Origin of the sequence: Inhella proteolytica (genome assembly GCF_016093275.1) — a bacterium.
Taxonomy (GTDB): Bacteria; Pseudomonadota; Gammaproteobacteria; order Burkholderiales; family Burkholderiaceae_C; genus Inhella; species Inhella proteolytica.
The window spans coordinates 79,746-102,308 of the sequence record NZ_JAEDAK010000006.1; the positions used below are offsets into that span (position 1 = coordinate 79,746).

Consider the following 22,563-nt stretch of genomic DNA (forward strand, 5'->3'; position numbering starts at 1 on the left):
GTCTCAGCTTGATTCCACCCGATCGCGCCCCGCCGCCTTGGCGCGGTAGAGCGCGGCATCGGCGCGGCTCAGCCAGTCTTCGGCGCGGCGCCCGGCCTCTGGCACTTGGGCGTAGACGCCGATGGAGAGGCTGACGCGCCCGAGCGGCGCCGCGCCATGGGGCAGGGCGCGCGCCTGCAGCGCGGCCCGCACCTCTTCGGCGCGCCGCAGCGCGCCCTCGGCATCGCAGTCATCCAGCAGCAGCACGAATTCCTCCCCGCCGTAGCGGGCCACCACATCGGTGCTGCGCCGCGCCGCGGCGCGCAGCACCTCGGCCACGGCCCGCAGCGCCGCGTCACCGGCGCGGTGGCCATGGTGGTCGTTGTAGCGCTTGAAGTGGTCGACGTCGACCATCAGCAGCGCAAAGGGCTTGCGCTCGCGCAGGCAGTGCTGCCAGAGCTCCTGCAGGGCTTCCATCAGGCGGCGGCGGTTGGCCAGCTCGGTGAGGGCGTCGGTGCGGCTGAGCTGTTCCAGGCGCTCGTTGGCCAGGCGCAGCTCGGCCTCCAGATGCTTGGCGGCGCTGATGTCGGTGACGACGGCGACGAAGAAGTGGTCGCCGGCGGTGCGCACCTCGGAAATGGCGGCCTGGATGTGGATGGCGTGGCCGTCGCGGTGGCGCGCGCGCAGCTCGCGGCGCGGGCCCAGCAGCGCGCTGCCCTGGCCGCGCAGGTGCTCGCGCATCAGGCCGGCCAGTTCGCTGTTGGCCTCGGCCTGCAGCAGGCGGTCCAGCGGCTGGCCGATGAGCTCCTCGGCCGGGTAGCCCCACAGGGCCTCGGCGGCGGGGTTGAGCGAGCGCAGGCGGCCCTGCGGGTCGAGCGTGAGGATGGCGGCGCCGGCCGTCTGCACGATGGCCAGCACCTGGGCCTGGCTGGTCTCCAGCGCGCGCTCGCGCGCCAGCTGCTGCGTCACGTCCTGGCGCAGCGTGACCACGAAGCCCTCGGGCGTGCGGATCTCCTGCGTCAGCAGCACCATGCTGTCGGGGCGGTGCTGCAGCATGGGCTCGGTGCGGCGGCCATGCGAGGCCACGCGCTCGGCGATCCAGGCTTCCTCGTCGCCACGGGCTTCCAGCGGCAGCAGACCCAGGCGCTGGCTCAGGCGCACCGCCTGCTCGAAGGTCTGGCCGATGAGCTGGTTGTAGTCCACCCGCGGGTGCCAGTCGCGGAAGGTGCGGTTGACGTAGAGGTAGCGGTCCTCGGGGTCGAAGATCTCCAGCCCCATGGGCAGGGCGTCGAGCGCGTGCGCGAGCAGGTGGTGGCGCTGCTCGGCCAGCTGGCGCGCTTGTGTGAGCGCATTGCGGGCCTCGACCAGTTCGGTGACTTCCTGGCGCACCGTGACGAGCCGCCCGGAGGGCATGCGGCGCTCCTCCACCGAGATCCAGCGGCCCTGGTAGTCCTGCAGGAAGGGGCGGCCCAGGCGGCCGCGCTGGGCCAGGCGTTCGCCCAGCCATTCGGACTCGCGCCCGCGGGCCGAGGCGATGGCGCCCGAGGCCAACGAGGCACGCACCACGGCCTCGAAGGAGACGCCGGGCTGCAGCAGGTGGGCGGTGGGCGGGTACTGCTGGCGCACGCGCTCGTTGGCGCGCAGCAGGCGGTCGTCCGGCCCCCAGATCTCGAAGCCGGCGGGCATGGCCTCCAGGGCCTCGGTCAGCATCTCGTTGCTGGCATGGGCCTCGTCGCGCGCGCGGCGCAGCGCCTCCTGGGCCTGCACCAACTCGGTCACGTCGAAGCGCAGGCTGGCCCAGCCGCCGCTGGAGGTGCGGCGCTCCAGCACCTGCAGCACGCGGCCGTCCTGCATCTGCTGCTGCCAGCTGTCGCCCTCGGGCCCGGTGCGCGCATGGCGGGCCAGGCGCTCGGCCAGCCAGGCATCCAGGCCTTGCGGGCCGGGGTCGATGGCGCCGCTCTGCACCGCCAGCCGCGCCATGTCCGCATAGCGCATGCCGCGGCGCAGCTGGCCCTCCAGGCCGGGGTAAAGGCGCACGAAGGCCGGGCTGCACCAGCGCAGGCGGTCCTCGGCGTCCAGGATCAGCAGCGCGATGTCGAGCGCCGCCATCGCCTCGGGGCCGGCGCTCAGGCGCGTCAGCAGATGGCGCTCGCGTGCGCACATCAGGCCCAGGCCCAGCACGGCGCTGGCGCCCAGCACCGCCAGGGCGGCCCGCTCCCCTGCCAAGGCCCCGGCCAGCGCACCCAGCAGCAGCGCCGCCAGCAGCACGCCGGGCGCCCACCAGCGCTCGCCCATCAGGTTCAGCAGGCCGCGGCTCACGAGACTGCCCTCTGCGCCCGGCGCTGCGGGCTTCGCGCGGGGGAGCGACCCGGCGTGCTCATGCCGGGTTCAGCTCCGCCAGGCGCGCCGGCGTGCCGACATCGACCCAGGGCGTGGCCAGGCGCTCGGCACTGACGCGCCGCGCGGCAATCGCGGCCTCGAAGCGCGGTCGCAGCGCCTCGCGCTGGCCGGGGCGCAGGCCTTCCACCAGGCCGGCGCGCATCAGGCCCAGGCTGGACCAGGTCAGGCAGGGCCCGGCGAAGCCGGCCGCGCGTGAAGTGGCCAGGCCATCGGCGTCGATGCCGAAGTCGCCCTGCGGGTGGTGCGGCGCGTTCGGCGCCAGCCACAGATGGGCGAGCCGCTCGGGCTGCGCCTCGAAGCGCTGCAGCGCCGTCTGCGGGAACTCGAAGCCGGGCACATAGACATCGCCCGAGACGTACCAGAAGGGTTGATCGGGGTGCGACGCCAGCAGCGGTAGCGCGGTGGCGATGGCGCCGGCGGTTTCCAGCGCGCCGCCGTGCTCGCGCCCTTCCATCGAGTAGCGGATGCGCAGGCCCCAGTGCGCGCCATCGCCCAGCGCGGCGGGGAACTGCTCCTCCAGCCAGGCGGTGTTGATGACGACCTCGCGCACACCGGCGCGAGCCAGCGCTTCCAGGTGCCAGACCACCAGCGGCTTGCCCTTCACTTCGAGCAGCGGCTTGGGCGTGTGGTCGGTGAGCGGGCGCATGCGCTCGCCACGGCCGGCGCAGGTGATCAGGGCGTGCGGAATCGACATGCGGGCGAGTGTCGCGCCTGCCTTCGCCGGGGGCGTGCCGGGCACTCCCTAAAATCCCGCGTTTTCCCTGATCCACCCCTCCCCACCATGCCCCAGAACACCGCCTTGATGGCCAACGCAATTCGCGCGCTGGCGATGGACGCCGTCCAAGCCGCCAACTCCGGCCACCCCGGCGCCCCGATGGGCATGGCCGAATGCGCCGTCGCGCTCTGGGGCGGTGCCCTGAAGCACAACCCGGCCGATCCGCATTGGAGCAACCGCGACCGCTTCGTGCTGAGCAACGGCCACGGCTCGATGCTGATCTACGCGCTGCTGCACCTCACCGGCTACGCGCTCGGCATCGACGACCTCAAGGCCTTCCGCCAGCTGCACAGCAAGACCCCCGGCCACCCCGAGGTGGACGTGACCCCGGGCGTGGAAACCACCACCGGCCCGCTGGGCCAGGGCATTGCCAACGCCGTGGGCATGGCGCTGGCCGAGAAGTTGCTGGCGCAGGAATTCAACCGCCCCGGCCACGCCATCGTCGACCACCACACCTATGTGTTCCTGGGTGACGGCTGCATGATGGAAGGCGTCAGCCACGAGGCCTGCGCGCTGGCCGGCGCCTGGGGCCTGAACAAGCTGATCTGCGTCTACGACGACAACGGCATCAGCATCGACGGCCAGGTCGCCCCCTGGTACATCGACGACGTCAACAAGCGTTTCGAGGCCTATGGCTGGAACGTCATCGGCCCGGTGGACGGCCACGACGTCAAGGCCATGGCCGCCGCGCTGGAACAGGCCCAGGCCAGCACCGCGAAACCCACGCTGATCCGCGCCAAGACCGTCATCGGCCAAGGCAGCCCGAACCGTGCCGGCACCGCCAAGGCGCACGGCGAGGCGCTCGGCCCGGACGAGATCAAGCTGACCCGCGAGCAGCTCGGCTGGGCGCACGAGCCCTTCGTCATTCCCGCCGCCGTGTACGCCGACTGGGATGCCAAGAAGGCCGGCGCCAAGGCGCAGGAAAAGTGGCAGAAGGCCTTCGACAGCTACGCCAAGAAGCACCCGCAGCTGGCCGCCGAGTACCAGCGCCGCATGGCCGGCGAACTGCCGGAAAGCTACGCCAAGCTGGTGGCCGATCTGCTGGCCGACACCCATGCCAAGGCCGAGACCGTGGCCACCCGCAAGGCCAGCCAGCTGGCGCTGGAAGCCTTCACCGCCGCGCTGCCCGAGCTGCTGGGCGGCAGCGCCGACCTGACCGGCTCCAACCTGACCAACACCAAGAGCACGCCGGCGCTGCGCTTTGATGGCGGTGCCGCGAACGGTGGCCGCCACATCAACTACGGCGTGCGCGAATTCGGCATGGCCGCCATCATGAACGGCGTGGCCCTGCACGGCGGCTACATCCCCTACGGCGGCACCTTCCTGACCTTCAGCGACTACTCGCGCAACGCCATCCGCATGGCCGCGCTGATGAAGCGCCGCGTGGTGCATGTGTTCACGCACGACTCCATCGGTCTGGGCGAGGACGGCCCGACGCACCAGTCGATCGAGCACGCCGCCAGCCTGCGCCTGATCCCGGGCCTGGACGTCTGGCGCCCGGCCGACACCGCCGAGACCGCGATGGCCTGGGCCGCGGCCCTGGCCCGCCAGGACGGCCCCTCGGCCCTGCTGCTCTCGCGTCAAAACCTGCCCTATGCCCCCAAGGCCGATCTGGGCCTGATGGCGCGTGGCGCCTACGTGCTGGCCGAGCCCCGCGAAGTGGGCCTGAAGAAGAAGGCCGAGGCCGTCATCGTCGCCACCGGCTCGGAAGTGCAGTGGGCCCTGCATGCCCAGCAGCAGCTGGCCGCCGAAGGCGTGGCCGTGCGCGTGGTGTCGATGCCCTCGACCAGCGTGTTCGACCGCCAGGACGCCAAGTACAAGGCCAGCGTGCTGCCCGCCGGCCTGCCGCGCGTGGCGATTGAGGCGGGCGTGACCGACGGCTGGTGGAAATACGGCGTCGACGCCGTCATCGGCCTGGACCGTTATGGCGAATCCGCCCCCGGCGGCGTGCTGTTCAAGCACTTCGGCTTCACGGCGGAGAACGTCGTGGCCACCGTCAAGGCGGTGCTGAAGAAGAAGCGCTGATCGATCTCTGCGGGACGCCCTTGGCGTCCCGTTCTGTTTTCACTTTCCCCTGGAGACAACTATGACCATCAAGGTTGGCATCAACGGCTTCGGCCGCATCGGTCGCATGGTGTTCCGCGCCGCCATCGCGAATTTCAAGGACATCGAGATCGTCGGCATCAACGACCTGCTCGAACCCGACTACCTGGCCTACATGCTGAAGTACGACAGCGTGCACGGCCGCTTCAAGGGCGATGTGGCCGTCGAGGGCAACACCCTGGTGGTGAACGGCAAGAAGATCCGCCTGACCGCCGAGAAAGACCCCGCCAACCTGAAGTGGAACGAAGTGGGCGCCGATGTGGTCATCGAGTCCACCGGCCTGTTCCTGACCAAGGAAACCGCCGAGAAGCACCTGGCTGCCGGCGCCAAGAAGGTCATCCTGTCGGCCCCGTCGAAGGACGACACGCCGATGTTCGTGTTCGGCGTCAACGACAAGAGCTACGCCGGCCAGGCCATCATCTCCAACGCCAGCTGCACCACCAACTGCCTGGCTCCGGTGGCCAAGGTGCTGAACGACAAGTGGGGCATCAAGCGCGGCCTGATGACGACCGTGCACGCCGCCACCGCCACCCAGAAGACCGTGGACGGCCCGAGCAACAAGGATTGGCGCGGCGGCCGCGGCATCCTGGAGAACATCATCCCCAGCAGCACCGGTGCCGCCAAGGCCGTGGGCGTGGTGATCCCCGAGCTGAACAAGAAGCTGACCGGCATGAGCTTCCGCGTGCCCACCAGCGATGTCTCGGTCGTCGACCTGACCGTCGAGCTGAACAACCCCGCCAGCTACGCCGAGATCTGCGCCGAAATGAAGGCCCAGAGCGAAGGCGCGCTCAAGGGCGTGCTGGGCTACACCGAGGACAAGGTGGTGGCCACCGACTTCCGCGGCGAGCCCTGCACCTCGGTGTTCGATGCCGAGGCCGGCATCGCGCTGGACAGCACCTTCATCAAGGTGGTGAGCTGGTACGACAACGAGTGGGGCTACTCGAACAAGTGCCTGGAAATGGTGCGCGTGGTCGCCGCCTGATCGGCCTTCAACACACCCCCGTAAAGCCCCGCACCGCGGGGCTTTTTTCTTGCAAACTGGCCGACCCCTTCGCGCCCGCCCTGCCCATGAAGCGCCTGCCCCGCCCCACCGCCCTGCTGACCGCCCTGACCCTGCTGGGCCTGGCCGCGCCCCCCGCGCTGGCCCAGGCCAGTCTCGAGGGTCGCGTCATCGTGCGCCTGAAGGCCGATTCGCCCGGCGTGCGCGCCAAGGCCTGGCGCGAGCGCGCCGCCGCCTACGAGGTGCAGGACGTGGCGCAGCGCCGCGCCGACCGCCTGGCCCAGCGCGCCGCGCTGCCGCTCTTGCGCGCCGGCCGCAGCCTGGATGCACGCACCCATGTCGTGCGCGTCAGCGGCCTGGACTCGGCCACGCTGCGCCAGCGCCTGGCACAGGACCCCGAGGTCGAGTTCGTCGTCATCGACCGCATCCGCCGCCACAGCGCCGTGCCCAATGACGCGCTCTACGCCAGCGGCGGCACCGGCCAGGGCCAGTGGTACCTGAAGGCGCCCAGCAGCGCGGTGGCTTCGGCCATCAATGCCGAAGGGGCTTGGGACCTGACCGTGGGCTCGCCCAGCATCGCCGTGGCGGTGCTGGACACGGGGGTGCGCTACGACCACCCCGACCTGGCCGCCAACCTGCTGCCCGGCTACGACCTGATCGGCGCCGGTGACAACAACGGCAGCATCGTGCTGGCGGTGGCCAATGACGGCGACCTGGCGGACGCCGACGCCAGCGACCCGGGCGACTGGGTCTCGCAGGCGGATGTGGACAGCCGCCGCTTGGGCTCCAGCTGCACCAGCGACGACATCGGCCCGAGCAGCTGGCACGGCACCCATGTGGCCGGCCTGGTGGCGGCGGCGGGCAACAACGGCATCGGCATTGCCGGCACCAGCTGGAACAGCAAGATCCTGCCCGTGCGCGTGCTCGGCAAATGCGGCGGCTACGACAGCGACATCGTCGCCGGCATCAAATGGGCGGTGGGTGCGGCGGTGCCGGGTCTGCCCGTCAACGCCAACCCGGCGCGGGTGCTGAACCTGAGCCTCGGCGGCGTCGGGCCCTGCACGGGCGACGACGGCAAGCTCTACACCGAGGCCATCGCCCTGGCCAGCACGCGCGGCGCGGTGGTGGTGGTGGCGGCCGGCAACAGCACGGGCGAGCCGGTAGACAGCCCGGCCAACTGCCCCGGCGCCCTGGCGGTGACTGGTCTGCGCCACATCGGCACCAAGGTGGGCTTTTCCAGCATGGGCCCCGAGGTGGCCATCGGCGCACCGGGCGGCAATTGCGTGAACCTGCAGGGCGCCTGCCTGTATCCGCTGCTGTCCACCACCAATGCCGGCAGCCAAGGCCCGGGCCTAAACGGCTACAGCGACAGCGCGGCCGCTGTGGGTACCAGCTTTGCCACCCCGCTGGTGGCCGGTACCGTGGCCCTGATGCTGGCGCGCAACCCGGCGCTGACGCCCGACGAGGTGCGCACCCTGCTGCGCAGCACGGCCCGCCCTTACCCCAGCACGGGCAGCGAGGCCTCGACACAACAATGCCCCGCACCCAAGAGCGGTGCCGAGGTGCTGGAGTGCTACTGCAACACCAGCACCTGTGGCGCGGGCATGCTGGATGCACGCGCCGCCGTGGCGGCCGTGCCCTTGCCTCCGGCACCGCCACCGGCGCCTGCGCCCAGCCCCACGCCGGCGCCGCCGCCCAGCAGCGGCGGCGGTGGCGGTGGCGGCACCAGCGGGCCCTGGAGCCTGCTCGGTCTGGTGGCCGCGCTGGCGGCGCTGGGCCGGCGGCGCTGAATCAGGGCGTTGAGGCGGTCGCGGAGGCCAGCGCGGCAGGGGCCGAGGCCGCCTCCGAGGCGGGCGTGGCGGCTGGCACCGCACCCACGCCCGGGCAGGCCATCGGGCCGGGGCCCCAGCTCGGGTGCTTGGCCATCAGGCGCTCGGCCGGCCAGGCGCTCACGCGCAGCCAGTGCTGCTGCTGGGCGGGCCGCAATTCGGCCACGCGCAGCGCGCGCAGGTTCTTGGTCTCGCGCAGGCGCTCGGCCTCGGCCTTGGCGGCTTCCTCGCTGTCGAAGCGCGCCACCAGCAGGCTGGGGCTGTTCTCGCCCGGCACGTTCACGCCGCGCGGTTTGAGCTGGGCGCGCTCCAGCACGCCGCGCTTGCGTTCCAGGTCGGCGGTGTCGGCGGCCATGCGGCTCAGTACGCCCCACTGCGCGGCCTGCGGCCGGGTTTCGTGCCGCCACTGGCCCACGGGCAGGTTGAGCTCGCTGCGCAGCGCGGCCTCGGCGGCCTGCCAGGCGGCGTCGTCGGCAAAGGGGCCGAGCATGCGGCACAGCGGCGGGGCGCGGCGCAGGGCCTCGGCCTGCGCGGCATCCAGCAGCTTCAGGCGCTCGGGGTGGAACTGTGCGGCCAGGCGCTCGGGTTCGCGCTGCTCGCCCTGGCTGCGCGGCCCCAGCCAGCCTGCGCCCCAGGCCCAGAGCAGGCCGTTGGCCAGCAGCAGCACCAGCAGCCAGGCGCGCATCATGAGCTGGCTCCCCAGCGCAGCTGGGCCTCGCCTGAGGCCAGCGCATGCAGCTGGCCCTGGGCATCGCGCAGCAGCAGCTCGCCACTGCGGCTCACGCCTTCGCCCAGGCCCTGCACGCCGCCCAGTTCCAGCGGCAGGCCACGCAGGCCGTCGCGCGCGGCATAGCGGGCCTGCCAGGGCGCAAAGCCCTGCCAGCCCTGCAGCAGTTCCACCAGCACCGGGGCCGCGGTGGCCAGGGCGTTAGGGGCGTTCCAGCGCGGATCCAGCTGCTGCAGGCCGGCACTGGGCAGGCCCACGTCGGCCGGCGGCGGGGCGATGTTCAGGCCCACGCCCAGCACCAGGGCGCGCGGGCTGCCGCCCTGGGCCACGGTCTCGATCAGGATGCCGCCGAGCTTGCGGCGCTCGAACCAGAGGTCGTTCGGCCACTTCAGCTGCACGCGCGCATCCAGCGCCTCGGCCAGGGCCGCACCCACGGCCAGCGACAACCCTTCCAGCGGCGCCGCGCCCCAGGGCCAGGCGATCGACACCGTCAGCGAGGCGCCCGGCCAGCTTTGCCACTGGCGGCCCAGGCGACCGCGGCCGGCGTCCTGCTGCTCGGCCACCAGCACGCAGGGGCGCGCCAGGCCGGCGCGGGCGCGTTCCAGCAGTTCGGTGTTGGTGGAGCCGCAGCGGGCCAGCCATTCCAGCTCGACGCCGGGCCCCAGCGCCTGGCGCAGGGCGGGCAGGCCCCAGTCCAGCGTGCTCATCGCTTGGGCAGGAGCATGGTGCCGCGGCAGTTCGCGGCGCCGCACAGGCAGAGGTACTGGCGCTTCAGCTTGGGCGTGTAGCGCTCGTCCACCACCAGGTGGTAGTCGTAGAACAACTCCTCGCCGGGCTCGATGTCGCGCAGGGCGTGGATGAAGACGCGCCCCTCGATCTCGTTGGCCTCGCAGTTCGGCGCACAGCTGTGGTTGATCCAGCGCGCGCTGTTGCCGCCGAAGCGGGCGTCGATGACGCCGCCGGCCTCCAGCGAGAAATAGAAGGTGTGGTGCGGCTCCTTCGGGTCGGCCGGGTGGCGGCGGTCCGCCTCCGCGTCGCTGATGCGCTCGCCCTTGTATTCGACGATGCGCTCGCCCGCGGCGATGGGCCCCACCGCATAGACCCCGCGGCCGTGCACGCCGGAGCGGCGAACCTGGATGCGACGGGGCAGCGAAGAAGCCATGAAACGATTCGTATAGTGAATTCAGGGGTGCGCGCGCGTGTGTGCGTGCACGCGAGGCCGCGGATTGTGCAGCAGCCCCCATCCAACACAGCGAAAACCCATGAGCCTGAAGACCCTGGTCATTGCCGAGAAGCCGTCCGTCGCGCTGGACATCGTGCGCGCCCTGACGCCCCAGAGCGGCAAGTTCGAGAAGCACGACGAGTACCACGAGAACGACCACTACATCGTCAGCTCGGCCGTCGGCCACCTGGTGGAGATCGCCGCGCCCGAGGGCGTGGACCCCAAGCGCGGCAAATGGAGCTTTGCCAACCTGCCGGTCATTCCGCCGCATTTCGACCTGCAGCCGATCGACAAGAGCAAGAGCCGGCTCAATGCGCTCGTCAAGCTGATCCGCCGCAAGGATGTCGAGCACATCATCAACGCCTGTGACGCGGGCCGCGAGGGGGAGCTGATCTTCCGCTTGATCGTGCAGTACGCGCAGCCCGCGCGCGGCAAGTTCGAGAAGAAGATCGAGCGCCTGTGGCTGCAGAGCATGACGCCGCAGGCCATCCGCGACGGCTTTGCCAAGCTGCGCAGCGATGCCGAGCTGCTGCCCCTGGCCGAAGCCGCGCGCTGCCGCTCCGAGGCCGACTGGCTGGTCGGCATCAACGGCACGCGCGCCATGACGGCCTTCAACAGCCGCGACGGCGGCTTCTTCCTCACCACCGTCGGCCGGGTGCAGACGCCCACGCTCTCCATCGTGGTGGAGCGCGAGGAAAAGATCCGCAAGCATGTGGCACGTGACTACTGGGAGGTGCGCGCCCAGTTCGACGCCGTGGCCGGTCAGTACGAGGGCAAGTACGTCGACCCCGCCTTCAAGAAGGCGAGTGGGCCAGATGCGGACCCCGACGCCCGCGCCGACCGCCTCTGGGACAAGGCACGGGCCGAGGCCATCGCCGCCGCCGTCAAGGGCCAGCCCGCCACGGTGACGGAGGAGAGCAAGCCCAGCAGCCAGGCCAGCCCGGCCCTGTTCGATCTGACCAGCCTGCAGCGCGAGGCCAACGGCCGCTTCGGCTTCAGCGCCAAGACCACGCTGGCCCTGGCCCAGGCCCTGTACGAAAAGCACAAGGCCCTGACCTACCCGCGTACCGACAGCCGCCACTTGCCCGAGGACTACCTGGCCGTGGCCAAGCAGACCGCCGAGATGCTCAAGGACGCCAACCCGGCGGGCCTGGGCGTGCATGCGGCCACGGCGCTGAAGCAGGGCTACATCAAACCCACCAAGAAGGTTTTTGACAACTCAAAAGTCAGCGACCACTTCGCCATCATCCCGACCCTGCAGCCGCCCGGTGGCCTGAGCGAAGCCGAGGCCAAGCTGTACGAGCTGGTCGTCAAGCGCTTCCTGGCGGTGTTCTTCCCGGCTGCCGAGTTCCAGGTCACGACCCGCATTTCGGAAGCCGCCGGCCACCGCTTCCAGACCAATGGCAAGGTGCTCGTCAACCCCGGCTGGCTGGCTGTCTACGGCAAGGAGGCGCAGGACGACGACGCCACCCTGGTGCCGGTGGCCGCTGGCGAAAAGGTGCGGACCGAAAGCGTGGACGTGAAGGGCCTGCAGACCAAGCCGCCGGCGCGCTACAACGAAGCCACCCTGCTCGGCGCGATGGAAGGCGCGGGCAAGCTGGTGGACGACGACGAGCTGCGCGAAGCCATGGCCGAACGCGGCCTGGGCACCCCGGCCACGCGCGCCGCCATCATCGAAGGCCTGATCACCGAGAAGTACATGCTGCGCGAGGGCCGCGACCTCATCCCCACCGCCAAGGCTTTCCAGCTGATGACCCTGCTGCGCGGCCTGGAGGTGGAGGAGCTCACGCAGCCCGAGCTGACCGGCCAGTGGGAATACCAGCTGGCGCAGATGGAGAAAGGCAAGCTCAGCCGCGAGGCCTTCATGGCCGACATCGCCAAGATGGCCGAGCGCGTGGTGGCCAAGGCCAAGAGCTACGACCGCGACACCATCCCGGGCGACTACGCCACGCTCCAGACCCCCTGCCCGAACTGCGGCGGCGTGGTGAAGGAGAACTACCGCCGCTTCGCCTGCACGAAGTGCGAGTTCTCGATCACCAAGATACCCGGCGGCCGCAGCTTCGAGCTGGCCGAGGTGGAGCAATTCCTGCAAGCCAAGCGCATCGGCCCGCTGGAGGGCTTCCGCTCGCGCATGGGCCGGCCCTTCACGGCCGAGCTGCAGCTGGTGTTCGACGAGGAGGTCAAGAACTGGAAGCTCGAGTTCGACTTCGGTGACGACAAGAACTCGGACGACGGCGAACCGGTCGATTTCAGTGGCCAGGAGTCCTTGGGCGCCTGCCCCAAGTGCAAGGGCCATGTCTACGAGCATGGCGCCAACTACGTGTGCGAGCACGCCGTGGGCGCGCACATCACCTGCGATTTCAAGAGCGGCAAGGTGATCCTGACCCAGCCGGTGGAGCGCGCGCAGATGAGCAAGCTGCTGCACGAGGGCGGCACGGACTTCCTGGAGAACTTCGTTTCCAACCGCACGCGCCGAAAGTTCAAGGCCAAGCTGGTGTGGGACGGCAAGGCCGGCAAGGTGAACTTCGAGTTCGAGCCGCGCACCGCCAAGGCGCCGCGCAAGGCCCCCGCCAAGAAGGTGGCCTGAGCCCCGCGCACCGTGGCCGTCACCAGCCTGCGCTCCCGCCTGGCCCTGGGCCTGGCCCTGGCCGCGGCCCTGATCGGGCTGGCCGGGGGCGGGCTGTGGTCGGTCACCGAGGCGCGCAAGCTCCGACTCGGGCTGGAAGCGCGCCAGACCCGCTTGGCCGCGCTGGCGGCCAATGGCCTGGCGCCGCCGCTGTGGAATCTGGACATGGCGGCGGCGGGGGCCATCCTCGACACCCTGATGAGCGACCCCGAGGTCAGCCGGGTCGAAGTGCAGCCCAGCGACACCAAGTCGCCCCCGCTCGTGAAGGAAAGCCGCAGCGCGGAGACGGGCGTGCTCATCGAGCGCCGCTTCGACATCACCTACACCAGCGCCGGCAGCCAGTCGCGCGTCGGCACGGCACGTCTGGTCGTCAGCACCGCGCAGATCGATGCCGAGCTGCGCACCACCCAGCGCTTCATCGTCGGCCTGCTCTCGGCCGTGCTGGCCGCCTTGGTGATCGGCTGCTACTGGTGGGTCAACAACCTGGTGCGCGGCCCAATGGCGCGCTTGGGCGAGATGGCCCGGCGCGTGGCGGCGGGCGATCTGGGCACGCGCATGAAGGTCGAGCGCCAGGACGAGATGGGGGAGTTGACCGAGCAGTTCAACCGCATGAGCGAGCGCCTGGCCAGCGCCACGCACGAGCTGCGCCAGAGCGAGGCGCGCTACCGCAGCCTGTTCGAGAACGCCAGCGAGGGCATCTTCCAGACCGACCACCGCGGCCGGCTGGTGGACTTGAACCTGGCGCTGGCGCAGATGCTGGGCTTTGCCAGCCCGCAGGCCGCGCTGGCGCACAGCCGCTCGCTGCGCCGCCTGGCCCATGTGCCGCCGCGCGACCTGCGCCGCCTCATCGGCATGCTGAACCGCCAGCAGCGCGGCGTGCAGCGCCTGCCCCTGCTGATCGAGACCCTGGCCGGTGAGCCGCGCTGGATCGAGATCTCGCTGCACCGCGTGCGCGAGGGCACGCGCCCGGTGCGCATCGAAGGTCTGGCCATCGACATCACCGAGCGCCAGATGGCCGAGCAGGCCCTGGCCTTGCACCGCGAGCACCTGGAAGAACTGGTGACTGCGCGCACCGCCGAGCTGAAGGAGGCGATGCAGAAGGCCGAGGCCGCCAACCAGGCCAAGAGCCGCTTCCTGGCGACGATGAGCCACGAGTTCCGCACGCCGCTGAACGCCATCCTGGGCTTCTCGCAGCTGTTGAACCTGGATGGCAGCCTGGGCGCCGAGACGCGTCGCAAGCTCAACCTCATCCAGGACAGCGGCGAGCACCTGCTCGCGCTCATCAACGACCTGCTGGACATGGCCGCCGTCGAGGCCGGCCGCGTGCAGCTGCACCCGCAGACCGTGCAGCTGCGTTCGCTGCTGGAGCTCTCCAGCGCCATCGTGCGCCCGCGCGCCGAACAGAAGGGCCTGGACTACGCGCTGCTGATCGACCCCGAGCTGCCCGAGCGCGTGCTGGTGGACGGCCAGCGCCTGCGCCAGGTGCTGCTGAACCTGCTCTCCAACGCCGTCAAGTTCACCGACCGCGGCCATGTGCAGCTGCAGGTGCAGCGCCTGGCCAGCGCCCCCGGCCGCGTGCTGCTGTACTTCGAAGTGGCCGACAGCGGCCCCGGCCTCAACGAGGCCCAGCAGGCGCGCCTGTTCCAGCCCTTCGAGCAGGTCAGCGAGGGCCCGCGCCGCCGCGAGGGCAGCGGCCTGGGCCTGTCCATCAGCCAGCAGCTGATCCGCCTGATGGGCGGGCAGATCCGCATCGACAGCACACCCGAGCGCGGCAGCCGCTTCTTCTTCGAGCTGGACCTGCCGGTGGTGGAGGTTTGAGGCGAGGGCGACCCCGTGCGGGGCGGCTCAGCCTGGCACGCGCAGTTTGCAGAGCAGCGTGTTGTCTAGCCGCAGATCGGAGGTCCAGATGAAGCGCGCGGTCGGGTCCCATGTCACGCCGAAGTAGCCCTCCTTGGGGCCGACTTCGGCGGCGCTGTAGACCGTGGCGGCTTCCCAGCCGCTGAGGTCCAAGTCGGGGCTTTTCCACCCGGCGGGCTCCGGGAGGTTGCGAAACAGGCAGGTGCTGGACGGGTTGCGGTCTTTCTCGCAACTAGGATTGAGCGGCGCCTTGTGAAGGACCGTGCAGCGCATTGCGCTGCTGGACACCGCCACCACCTTGCCAGTCTGCAGGTCGGTGATCTGCATGATCATGCCGCCGTCGCCGATCTGCTGGTTGGGCGCGCCTATGTATTCGAGGCCGCTGTCGTTCTGCTTGTAGTCCTTGAGCACGAAGTTCAGTTCCAGCGGGTAACTGGCTTCGAACTGGAAGGTCTCGGCATTGAACGAGCGCTCGGTGGTGATCGGCACCGAGTCCTCGGCCACCAGGGTCTCGCCCAAGTAGAGGGCGAACCAGTTGTCCGCCCAGACCTCCCCCTTGAAGCGCCGCGTCGTGGGCTCCGGCGGGTTGCAGGCGAGCGGCGTGGCGGCGCTCAGCGCCAGCCGGAGCGGCGCGGTGGAGCGTGTGTTGAGGGTTGCGGTGTAGCAGACCGTCTGGGCGCCGCCGGTCAGGCTGACCCGAGCGATCTGCAGCGTGCCTGTCGGCACGTCAAACGTGGCCGATGGCGTGGCCGGGCAGGCCACGGGGGCTGCCGATTCGAGCTCGACCACCAACGGGTCCGGCGTGTGCGTGATCAGCTCGACGTCAAAGCAAGCCGGCTGCACCGCGCCTGTCAGTGCAAGCCCGCCCAGGCTCAGCCGTCCTGTGCCCAGGTCGTAGCGGGCGGTGGGCGCCGCTGTCGCCGCGGCTATGGCCGCCCACAGCGCCAGCCCGCCCAGGGGCCGAAAAGGTGACACAGCAAGGATTGGGCGCATGGTCAGGCTCCAGTTCACTCACGCAGGCACGCTAGGCGCTGCGGCGCGGCTCTGAGGGGCTGCTCCCGGCCCCATGGCGGCATGCCGGCAAAGTAACGGCCCCTGTGCGCGCCCTCATGACAAGTTCGCCATCTCCGGCTTGCCGGGGCGCGGCGCCTGGCGCCGCCAGGCGCCCCAGCCCATATGGGGCAGCCAATAGGCCAGCAGGCCCAGGATCAGCAGCGCCGGCAGCATCAGCCAAAACGAGCCCTGCAGCGCCTTGGGGAACACCTGCTGCTGGCCCAGGAACAGGGCATTGGCCGCGATGAAGAACGCCACGGTCATGCGCCACAGATGGCGTGCCAGGCGCATCGCCCCCATGACGCCGCGCTGCAGGATCAACCGCAGATCCCCCACCGCCGCCAGGCTGCCGATGACCAGGAACATCACGAAGGCCGCGGCCGGCTGGCCGTCCAGCTTGCCCGTCGGGCTTTGCGCCGCCAGGCTCATCAGGTAGGCACTGGCGCCCACCACGGTCAATGAAGTCCCCAGCAGCCCGTAGTCGAAGGCACCGATCGAGCCCGGCTTGCGCTTGACGGCGGCCCAGCTGCTGAGCACCAGGTAGAAGGTCAACACACCGGCGATCACGGAGGCCCGCTCGGGTGTGGGCAGAAAGGGTGCCGCGGCAGCACCGATGGCGGCCATGATCAGCATGGAAATGACAAAGACATTGCAGGCCAGGCGGTGCCCGCGCGAGCCTTTGCGGAACACAAAGGCGGCGGCGCCCGACAGCAGGCCCACCGTGCCCGCGCCAATGTGCAGGTAGAGCACCACCGCGGCGGCGGCATGCACCAGCGGGTGGCTGTCGGGGGAGACGTAAATCGTGCTCATTGGGCTTGCCTCTCAAAGAAGGCCCAAATCAGCGCCGGCCCGTTGGGTTCCACGGGGGCGGGCCCCAGCAGGCGGGGGCGGCGCGCCCAGGGCTGGGGCAGCACGTGGCCGGCGCCGTGCAGGGTCACCAGCTCCACCTCGGTGCGGCCGTCGGCCGCCTGCCAGCGCGCGTGCTCGACACGGCTGCCCTGCGCGGTCTGCACCTGGCTGACCAGGGGCTTGCCGGCGATGCCGTTGCGGTCGGCAAGGTACTGGGCCGAGGCGGTGGAGGAGAGGACCTCACCGCCCTTGAAGAACAGCCCCAGCAGGTTGATCTCGCCGCCGGCATAGGGCACCAGCGGGTCCTCGGTGCCGTTCAGAATCATCACCGAGGGGGTCTGCGCGGCCGGCCGGCACTGGAAGTTCTGCGGCGCCGGCACATTGGCCAGCGCGGCCGCCACGGCGCGGTAGCGCTGCGGGTGCTCCAGCGCCAGGCGCAGGGCCATCGAGCCGCCGTTCGACACCCCCGCCGCAAACACGCGCTGGGGGTCGACGCCCAGCTCGGCCACCAGCTGGTCCACCAGCGCGGCCAGGAAGGCCGCGTCGTCGGCGCGCACGCCGTTCACGGCCGTGTCGCCGATCGAGCTGCAGTCGTTCCAGTCAAAGCCGAAGGACTTGGGGTAGACCACGGCAAAGCCATGCTGGTCGGCCAGGCGCTCGAAGCCATAGCCCGTGCCCTCGCGAATGGCCTGCGTGCCTTCACCCGAGCCGTGCATCACCAGCACCAGGGGCGCGCCCTTGGGCAGGTCCTTGGGCACGTAAGTGCGGTAGTGGCGCTGGAGGCCGGCCACCTCCATCGAGGCCTTGCTGAGCGTGCCGGAAAGCGGCGGCAGCTCGGGCGCGGGGGTGTAGAGGAAGTAGGCCAACAAAGCGGCCGCCAGCGCCACCAGGGCCAGCAGGCTGAGGAAGCCGGTCAACAGAAGGCGCGGAAGTCTTTTCATGGCGGTGCGGTGGGTGCGGTCAGGGCGTCACTGTGACTCGGGCCCGCCGGCCGCTGGTTTTCAGCCGACCAGGCACGCCACCACGCGGACGAGTGACGCCTGGCCGGGACCAACGACGTCAGCGCCGTCCAAGCCGTCCGCAGCGTCGCTCGTCTCTGCCGGACGTGCTTCAGAACCGGCACGGCGTGCTTGGTCTGAGGCCCCGCTCGGGCGATCCGGCGGCTCCAAACAATGGCCCCATCGCTTCGACCTGCAAGCCCCAACCCGTCTCTGGAAAGCCCGCCCGCGATGAAAACCCTCTTCACCCGCCGCCACGCTGGGATGGCCGCCGCTCTCGCTGCCCTGGCCCTGAGTAGCGCCCAGGCCGCCGTCTTCAAAGACGCCCAGCTGGAAGCACTGCACGAGGCCGGCAAGTTCACCGAGCTCGAACAGCAGGCGCAGGCCCGCTTGAAATCCAACCCCGCCGACGCCGAGGCCCGCGCCGCTCTGGTGCTGGGCCTGAGCCTGGCGGACCCCGCCGACGCCCAGCGCCTGACGGCCGGCACCCAGCAGGCCAAGCTGTGCACCGAGCAGCACCCGAACATGGCCGTCTGCCACCTGGCCGCGGCACAAAACCTTGGCCAGCAGATGCTCAACATGGGCATGGCCAAGGCCATGCGCAGCGTGGGCACCCTGAAAGACCTGTGGATCCGCACCCTGGAGCTGGAGCCGACCAGCTTCACCGCCCGCGTGCAACTGGCCAAGCTCTATGTGACCCTGCCCGGCATCATGGGCGGCAGCAGCTCCAAGGCCAAGGAGCTGGAGGCGGCCGTGCGCGGCAGCCAGGCCGAGACGGCGCGCATCATCCGCGTGCATCTCTTGGCCGAGGCCAAGCAGTGGGGCGAGATGGAAGCCGAGCTGCGGACTCTGAAGCCCGGCCACGATTCCGCGATGCAGGAGGAGGTGCGCGAAGCCACCATGCAGCTCGCCCTCGAATACCTGAAGAACGGCAAGGACCTGGCCAAGGCCAGGAGCCTGTACGAGTCGCTGCAACGCGATCAGCCCAACCGGGCGGCCGGCTTCTACGGCGCGGCGCGCGTGCACGCCGCGCAAGGTCAGGCCGATGAAGCCATTCGCCTGTTCGAGCGCGCCAAGACGCTCGCTGGGGCCGACGACTACCCGATCGACCAGCGCCTCGGCGACACCCTGCTGGCCAAGGGCGACAAGGCGCAGGCCAAGTTGCTCTACGAGCGCTTCGTGGCCAATAAGCGTTCCAAGCCGGCCAACGTGGAAGCCGTGCGCAAGAGCCTGGCCAAGCTGGGCTGAACGGCGCCGCCCACCCAATGATGGAGAGCAACCAGATGAACGATGTCCCCCTCTGGCGCCTGAACCTGCTGCGCGCCTTCTACCTGCTGGTCACCGTGGGGCTGGCGCTCAGCTTCGGCCCCGCGATGTTTCAACACAGCGACCTGTGGGCGCAGCGCAAGGGCGAGACGGCCGCCCTGCTGAGTGGCCTGGCCATCCTGTGCGCCTGGGGCCTGCGCTACCCGCTGCAGATGTTGCCGCTGCTGATCTTCGAGCTGATCTGGAAGACCGTCTGGCTGCTGGCCATCGCCTACCCGCTGTGGCTGAACGGGGCGGTGACACCCGCCGTGCAGGGCACTGCAGAGGCCTGCCTGATGGGCCTCGTGCTGACCCCGCTGGTGCTGCCATGGCGGTACATCGCCCAGCATTACTTCCGCAAGCCGGCCGAACCTTGGCGCGCTCGGGCTTCAAAGCAATCCGGATACCCTGACCCATGAGCTCCAACCCCTCCGCCCAACTCAACGCGCCCGCGCCGCCTTCCCACTGGCGCGATTTGCTCAGTTGGCCGCGCGTGCGCACCGTTGCCATCGTCTGCGCGCTCTTCATCCTGCTGTTCAGCTTTGGCTGGAAGGCCCCGCTGTGGCACCTGGTGGCGCGGGTGGTCGGCGTGGGTCTGGCGCTGCTGCTGGTCTTTGGCCTGTTCGAGCAATGGCCGCGCCGCCTGCCGCGGTGGCTGCCGCGCTGGGTCCTGCAGGTGGTGGCCGTGGGCCTGACGGTGCCGCTGGCCTTCTGCGTGGCTTTCGTGCTGGCCACCGCACCCGGCGCGCCGCCCTTCTGGCAGACCCCGCGCCTGGAAGGTTTCATGACCTTCACCTTCCTGGGCATGCTGGTGGCGCCCTGGACGGCGCTGGCGGCCTTGTTGCGCCATCGGGAGGCGAAAGTGGAAAAGCTCTCCGTCGATTTCGAGCTGGAGCGCAGCGAGATGGCCCGACAGGCGCTGGACGCCCGCATGCGCCTGCTCACCGCGCAGGCCCAGCCGCATTTCCTCTTCAACACCCTGGCCAATGTGCAGGCCCTGGTGGAAGCCGGTTCGCCACGCGCGCCCCAGCTGCTGCAAAGCCTGACCGACTACCTGCGCGCCGCCGTGCCGCGCCTGGATGGCTCGGCCAATACCCTGGGCCAGGAACTGGAGCTGGTGGGTGCCTACCTGGCCCTGATGCAGATGCGCATGCCCGATCGACTGACCTTTGCGCTGCACATCGACCCCGCCGTGCACGCGCTGAGCTGCCCGCCCATGACCCTGCTGACCCTGGTCGAGAATGCCGTGCAGCATGGCATCGACCCCAGCCTGATTGGTGGCCGCATCGACGTCCATGCGGAAAGCTTGGAAGGTGGGCGCTGCCGCCTGCGCGTGGTCGACACCGGCGTGGGCCTGCAGGCCAGCGGCGCGGGCCTGGGCACCGGCCTGGCGGCGTTGCGCGAACGGCTGCTGTGGGCCTACGGGGGCAACGCGACCTTGGAGCTGAACGAGGTCACGCCGCACGGTGTGGAAGCAAGGATCGAGTTTTCCGAGAAACCATGAACCCCACCGCCCTGATTGCCGACGACGAGCCGCTGCTTCGCGAGATCCTGGAAGCGCGCCTGGCCGCTGCCTGGCCGGAACTGCAGATCGTGGCGCAGGCCCGCAACGGCATCGAAGCCGTGGAGCTGTTCGAGCAGCACCAGCCCGCCATCTGCTTTCTGGACGTGCACATGCCCGGCCTGAGCGGCGTGGAAGTGGCGCGCCAGGTGGGCAAGCGCGCGCACCTGGTGTTCGTCACCGCGTTTGACCAGTACGCGCTCGACGCCTTTGAGCACGGCGCACTGGACTACCTGGTCAAGCCCGTCACCGCCGCGCGCCTGTCCGGCACGGTGGAGCGCCTGAAGGCGCGCTTGCAGCAGGCCCAACCGGCCGTGCACAGCGAGCTGCTGCTGAGTCAGCTGGCCGCGCGGCTCAAGCTCGACCAGCCCAAGCCCCTGGCCTGGATCCGTGCCACCGTGGGTTCATCGCTGCGCATGATCCCGATCGACGACATCGACTTCCTCAAGAGCGACACCAAGTACACCCTGGTGGCCTACCGCGACGAAGGCCAGCCGGCCGAGGCGCTGATCCGCACGCCGCTCAAGGACTTGCTGGCCCAGCTCGACCCCGCCCACTTCGCCCAGGTGCACCGCTCGGTGGTGATCAACCTGCGCTCGATCCGCCGCGTCACGCGCGGCGAGAACGAGACCGCCGACATCGAGCTCAAGGGCCGCCCGGAACGCCTGCCGGTGAGCCGCAGCTACCTGCACCTGTTCAAGGAGATGTAGGCACCGGGGTGAGCCGCGGACGCGTTCGCCCGACCCCCACTGCACTGCATGCGAAGCCTCCGCTGCCCCGGCGCGGCACCCGAGCCGGGAGAATCGGGGCCATGCAGTCCTCCGAATTCGACGCCCTGGGCCAGGCCGCCCGCGCCGCCGGCCGCCAGCTGGCCGCTTCCAGCACCGCCGCGCGCAACCAGGCGCTGACCGAACTGGCCGCGCTGCTGCGCGCCCCGCAGCCGCAGCTGGTGGAAGCCAACCAGGCCGATCTGGCCGCCGCCCAGGCGCGCGGGTTGGAGGCCCCGCTGGTGGACCGGCTGCGCCTCTCTCCGGCCATCCTGGAGACCCTGGCGCAGGGCTGCGAGCAGATTGCCGCCCTGCCCGACCCGGTGGGGGCGATGACGAATCTGCAGCGCCGCCCCAGCGGCATCCAGGTGGGGCAGATGCGCGTGCCGCTGGGCGTGTTCGGCATGGTGTTCGAGAGCCGGCCCAACGTCACCATCGAGGCCGCCAGCCTGGCCATCAAGAGCGGCAATGCCTGCATCCTGCGCGGTGGCTCGGAGGCTCTGCAGAGCAATTTGGCGCTGGGCGCGCTGGTGCAGCGGGCCCTCGCCGCCGCCGGCCTGCCGGCCGCCGCCGTGCAACTGGTGCCCAGCGCCGACCGCGCCGCCGTGGGCTGGATGTGCACCGCCACCGAGCACCTGGACCTGCTGATCCCGCGCGGGGGCAAGAGCCTGATCGAGCGCATCGCCGCCGAGGCGCGCGTGCCCGTGCTCAAGCATCTGGACGGCAACTGCCACTGCTATGTGGACGCTCAGGCCGATTTGGACATGGCGCTCACCGTGGTGGACAACGCCAAAACCCAGAAGGTCAGCCCCTGCAATGCCACCGAGAGCCTGCTGGTGCATCGCAGCGTGGCGGCCGCCTTCCTGCCGCGCCTGGCCGCGCTGTGGGCGCCCAAGCGGGTGCGCTTCCACGCTTGCCCGAGCAGCCTGCCCTTGATCCCGGGCGCCGAACCGGCCACCGAGGCCGACTGGGCCACCGAGTACCTCGACTACCGCATCAGCGTGAAGCTGGTCGACAGCCTGGACGAGGCCATCGCCCACATCAACCGCTACGGCTCGCACCACACCGACGCCATCCTGACCCAGCACCATGGCCACGCCATGCGCTTCCTGCGCGAGGTCGATTCGGCCTCGGTGATGGTCAACGCCAGCACCCGCTTCGCCGACGGCTTCGAATACGGCCTGGGCGCCGAGATCGGCATCAGCACCGACCGCCTGCATGCGCGCGGGCCGGTGGGGCTGGAGGGGCTGACGACTTACAAGTGGGTGGTGTTGGGAGAGGGGCAGGTGAGGGGCTGAGATTGCTCAGTTGCGCAGCTGTTCTGCGTAAGAGCCCTCGGGGGCTTCACCCCCAACCAGCGCCAAGCCAAGCCAAAAGTCTCGTTGGGGGTCCATTCATCGCAGAGAGCCCGCGATGGTTTGCGGTGGTCTAGTCGGCCGGTACTCCGGCCAGCTTAGCGGGCAGGTTTTCGCAGTCCCAGGAGGGCTGTGGGAGCCATGTGAGCCAGCCGTG

The 22,563-nt window shown here is 70.3% G+C and carries 18 protein-coding genes; 10 read left to right on the forward strand and 8 right to left on the reverse strand.

Translation table 11 applies throughout. The annotated features are described in order from the left end of the window. Positions 1 to 3: 3 nt before the first annotated feature. On the reverse strand, positions 4 to 2,298 hold the full coding sequence (locus I7X39_RS10250) for a diguanylate cyclase (RefSeq protein ID WP_198111056.1): 2,295 nt from the start codon (positions 2,296 to 2,298) through the stop codon (positions 4 to 6). A gap of 58 nt (positions 2,299 to 2,356) precedes the next feature. Beyond that, positions 2,357 to 3,073, reverse strand: a complete 717-nt coding sequence (locus I7X39_RS10255; protein ID WP_198111057.1) for a nucleotidyltransferase family protein — start codon at positions 3,071 to 3,073, stop codon at positions 2,357 to 2,359. Between the two features lie 87 nt (positions 3,074 to 3,160). On the opposite strand from I7X39_RS10255, the gene tkt reads away from it, so the two are divergent. From tkt to I7X39_RS10270, 3 genes are all read left to right on the forward strand, one after another. Continuing rightward, a complete protein-coding gene (tkt, locus tag I7X39_RS10260) occupies positions 3,161 to 5,179 on the forward strand; it encodes a transketolase (protein ID WP_232351874.1) in 2,019 nt (672 codons plus the stop codon). Positions 5,180 to 5,240: 61 nt separating this feature from the next. Then, entirely contained in the window at positions 5,241 to 6,239 is a 999-nt protein-coding gene (gap, locus tag I7X39_RS10265) for a type I glyceraldehyde-3-phosphate dehydrogenase (protein ID WP_198111058.1), read from the forward strand. A gap of 86 nt (positions 6,240 to 6,325) precedes the next feature. Beyond that, positions 6,326 to 8,047, forward strand: coding sequence for a S8 family peptidase (locus I7X39_RS10270; RefSeq protein WP_198111059.1), 1,722 nt, complete (start codon positions 6,326 to 6,328; stop codon positions 8,045 to 8,047). Position 8,048: 1 nt separating this feature from the next. Here I7X39_RS10270 and I7X39_RS10275 read toward each other — a convergent pair whose 3' ends face one another. The 3 genes from I7X39_RS10275 to I7X39_RS10285 are packed head-to-tail and all read right to left on the reverse strand — an operon-like array spanning position 8,049 to position 9,975. Further along, complete coding sequence (locus I7X39_RS10275; RefSeq protein WP_198111060.1) at positions 8,049 to 8,774, reverse strand: hypothetical protein; 726 nt, start codon at positions 8,772 to 8,774, stop codon at positions 8,049 to 8,051. Next, positions 8,771 to 9,520: a biotin--[acetyl-CoA-carboxylase] ligase gene (locus tag I7X39_RS10280; protein ID WP_198111061.1), complete on the reverse strand. Its 750-nt coding sequence runs from the start codon at positions 9,518 to 9,520 to the stop codon at positions 8,771 to 8,773. The genes I7X39_RS10275 and I7X39_RS10280 overlap by 4 nt, the downstream gene beginning before the upstream one ends. Then, positions 9,517 to 9,975: an SET domain-containing protein gene (locus I7X39_RS10285; RefSeq protein WP_198111062.1), complete on the reverse strand. Its 459-nt coding sequence runs from the start codon at positions 9,973 to 9,975 to the stop codon at positions 9,517 to 9,519. The genes I7X39_RS10280 and I7X39_RS10285 overlap by 4 nt, the downstream gene beginning before the upstream one ends. A gap of 100 nt (positions 9,976 to 10,075) precedes the next feature. Between I7X39_RS10285 and I7X39_RS10290 the strand changes: the two genes are divergently transcribed. Next, positions 10,076 to 12,622, forward strand: a complete 2,547-nt coding sequence (locus I7X39_RS10290; RefSeq protein WP_198111063.1) for a DNA topoisomerase III — start codon at positions 10,076 to 10,078, stop codon at positions 12,620 to 12,622. A 12-nt stretch (positions 12,623 to 12,634) separates the two neighbouring features. Further along, entirely contained in the window at positions 12,635 to 14,479 is a 1,845-nt protein-coding gene (locus I7X39_RS10295) for an ATP-binding protein (RefSeq protein WP_198111064.1), read from the forward strand. Between the two features lie 27 nt (positions 14,480 to 14,506). Here the strand turns inward: I7X39_RS10295 and I7X39_RS10300 are convergent, their stop codons facing one another. From I7X39_RS10300 to I7X39_RS10310, 3 genes are all read right to left on the reverse strand, one after another. Next, entirely contained in the window at positions 14,507 to 15,511 is a 1,005-nt protein-coding gene (locus I7X39_RS10300; RefSeq protein ID WP_198111065.1) for a hypothetical protein, read from the reverse strand. A gap of 114 nt (positions 15,512 to 15,625) precedes the next feature. Further along, positions 15,626 to 16,381 (reverse strand): hypothetical protein, encoded by a 756-nt coding sequence (locus tag I7X39_RS10305; RefSeq protein WP_198111066.1) that lies wholly within the window; start codon positions 16,379 to 16,381, stop codon positions 15,626 to 15,628. Then, the gene (locus I7X39_RS10310) at positions 16,378 to 17,361 is read right to left on the reverse strand and encodes an extracellular catalytic domain type 1 short-chain-length polyhydroxyalkanoate depolymerase (protein ID WP_198111067.1); all 984 of its coding nucleotides are present in this window, start codon (positions 17,359 to 17,361) and stop codon (positions 16,378 to 16,380) included. Before I7X39_RS10310 ends, I7X39_RS10305 begins: the two co-directional genes overlap by 4 nt. Before the next feature lie 288 nt (positions 17,362 to 17,649). Between I7X39_RS10310 and I7X39_RS10315 the strand changes: the two genes are divergently transcribed. From I7X39_RS10315 to I7X39_RS10335, 5 genes are all read left to right on the forward strand, one after another. Continuing rightward, positions 17,650 to 18,666: a tetratricopeptide repeat protein gene (locus I7X39_RS10315; protein ID WP_198111068.1), complete on the forward strand. Its 1,017-nt coding sequence runs from the start codon at positions 17,650 to 17,652 to the stop codon at positions 18,664 to 18,666. 35 nt (positions 18,667 to 18,701) lie between these two features. Continuing rightward, the gene (locus tag I7X39_RS10320) at positions 18,702 to 19,142 is read left to right on the forward strand and encodes a hypothetical protein (RefSeq protein WP_198111069.1); all 441 of its coding nucleotides are present in this window, start codon (positions 18,702 to 18,704) and stop codon (positions 19,140 to 19,142) included. Next, positions 19,139 to 20,227: a sensor histidine kinase gene (locus tag I7X39_RS10325; protein WP_198111070.1), complete on the forward strand. Its 1,089-nt coding sequence runs from the start codon at positions 19,139 to 19,141 to the stop codon at positions 20,225 to 20,227. The genes I7X39_RS10320 and I7X39_RS10325 overlap by 4 nt, the downstream gene beginning before the upstream one ends. Further along, on the forward strand, positions 20,224 to 20,994 hold the full coding sequence (locus tag I7X39_RS10330; protein WP_198111071.1) for a LytR/AlgR family response regulator transcription factor: 771 nt from the start codon (positions 20,224 to 20,226) through the stop codon (positions 20,992 to 20,994). The genes I7X39_RS10325 and I7X39_RS10330 overlap by 4 nt, the downstream gene beginning before the upstream one ends. A 62-nt stretch (positions 20,995 to 21,056) precedes the next feature. Then, a complete protein-coding gene (locus tag I7X39_RS10335) occupies positions 21,057 to 22,349 on the forward strand; it encodes a glutamate-5-semialdehyde dehydrogenase (RefSeq protein WP_259376438.1) in 1,293 nt (430 codons plus the stop codon). The last annotated feature ends 214 nt before the right edge of the window (positions 22,350 to 22,563 follow it).

Excerpts from the sequence above, each read along its gene's own strand:
- I7X39_RS10255 (WP_198111057.1), bottom strand. The coding sequence starts at position 3,073 with ATGTCGATTCCGCACGCCCTGATCACCTGCGCCGGCCGTGGCGAGCGC.
- tkt (WP_232351874.1), top strand. The coding sequence starts at position 3,161 with ATGCCCCAGAACACCGCCTTGATGGCCAACGCAATTCGCGCGCTGGCG.
- gap (WP_198111058.1), top strand. The coding sequence starts at position 5,241 with ATGACCATCAAGGTTGGCATCAACGGCTTCGGCCGCATCGGTCGCATG.
- I7X39_RS10270 (WP_198111059.1), top strand. The coding sequence starts at position 6,326 with ATGAAGCGCCTGCCCCGCCCCACCGCCCTGCTGACCGCCCTGACCCTG.
- I7X39_RS10275 (WP_198111060.1), bottom strand. The coding sequence starts at position 8,774 with ATGATGCGCGCCTGGCTGCTGGTGCTGCTGCTGGCCAACGGCCTGCTC.
- I7X39_RS10280 (WP_198111061.1), bottom strand. The coding sequence starts at position 9,520 with ATGAGCACGCTGGACTGGGGCCTGCCCGCCCTGCGCCAGGCGCTGGGG.
- I7X39_RS10285 (WP_198111062.1), bottom strand. The coding sequence starts at position 9,975 with ATGGCTTCTTCGCTGCCCCGTCGCATCCAGGTTCGCCGCTCCGGCGTG.
- I7X39_RS10290 (WP_198111063.1), top strand. The coding sequence starts at position 10,076 with ATGAGCCTGAAGACCCTGGTCATTGCCGAGAAGCCGTCCGTCGCGCTG.
- I7X39_RS10300 (WP_198111065.1), bottom strand. The coding sequence starts at position 15,511 with ATGCGCCCAATCCTTGCTGTGTCACCTTTTCGGCCCCTGGGCGGGCTG.
- I7X39_RS10305 (WP_198111066.1), bottom strand. The coding sequence starts at position 16,381 with ATGAGCACGATTTACGTCTCCCCCGACAGCCACCCGCTGGTGCATGCC.
- I7X39_RS10310 (WP_198111067.1), bottom strand. The coding sequence starts at position 17,361 with ATGAAAAGACTTCCGCGCCTTCTGTTGACCGGCTTCCTCAGCCTGCTG.
- I7X39_RS10315 (WP_198111068.1), top strand. The coding sequence starts at position 17,650 with ATGAAAACCCTCTTCACCCGCCGCCACGCTGGGATGGCCGCCGCTCTC.
- I7X39_RS10320 (WP_198111069.1), top strand. The coding sequence starts at position 18,702 with ATGAACGATGTCCCCCTCTGGCGCCTGAACCTGCTGCGCGCCTTCTAC.
- I7X39_RS10325 (WP_198111070.1), top strand. The coding sequence starts at position 19,139 with ATGAGCTCCAACCCCTCCGCCCAACTCAACGCGCCCGCGCCGCCTTCC.
- I7X39_RS10330 (WP_198111071.1), top strand. The coding sequence starts at position 20,224 with ATGAACCCCACCGCCCTGATTGCCGACGACGAGCCGCTGCTTCGCGAG.